The organism is Protofrankia sp. Cj3, assembly GCF_917627355.1.
Classification (GTDB): Bacteria; Actinomycetota; Actinomycetes; order Frankiales; family Frankiaceae; genus Protofrankia.
The window spans coordinates 1,001-1,521 of the sequence record NZ_CAKJTR010000089.1; the positions used below are offsets into that span (position 1 = coordinate 1,001).

Genomic DNA, 521 nt, shown 5'->3' on the forward strand with positions numbered 1-521 from the left:
GTCACTGATCATCCCTAGAGGGATTGAAACGACACTGCCGCGCCGTCGCCGACCATCCCCGCGACCAGACAGCCGATCTTCAGATCGGCGTGCATACCCGACGGATCGGCCGGCCGGACATGTTCGGCGATCAACTCGGGCAGGCCGGCGCGTTCGGCCAGCCGCATGATCGGGACGAGCCCGGCGCACGCGAGCAGGTCAGGGTCGTCGAACCGGGCGTGCGTCCGCGACGCCGCATGCAACAATCGCACCGTGAAAGTGCCCTTTCGATCTGATGGACGGAAACGTAGAGAACTCCCGTCTTCCCAGGTCAGAGGGCACTTTCGTGCTTAAACATGCCGTTAGGGCCTCATCTGGGACGGTGCGTCCAGGCTAAGAGCGCCCGGCAATAGGGGTGTGGGTCAAGGAGCGGGGCTGGGGTGCGTGCATCGCGAGGCGGCGGAGGGAGCCACCCTGTGTTGGGCGTCGACCGGCGAGCCGGACAGTCCTCTTGCCGGAGCCGCTCAACGTGCGGATCCAGC

At 65.8% G+C, this 521-nt stretch carries 1 protein-coding gene; it reads right to left on the bottom strand.

Features of this window, described 5'->3' with window-relative positions; all coding sequences use genetic code 11:
* Positions 1–14: 14 nt before the first annotated feature.
* Positions 15–251 carry a hypothetical protein gene (locus MJ783_RS13565; RefSeq protein ID WP_239310795.1) on the bottom strand — a complete coding sequence of 79 codons (237 nt, stop codon included), beginning with the start codon at positions 249–251 and terminating at the stop codon, positions 15–17.
* Positions 252–521: the final 270 nt, after the last annotated feature.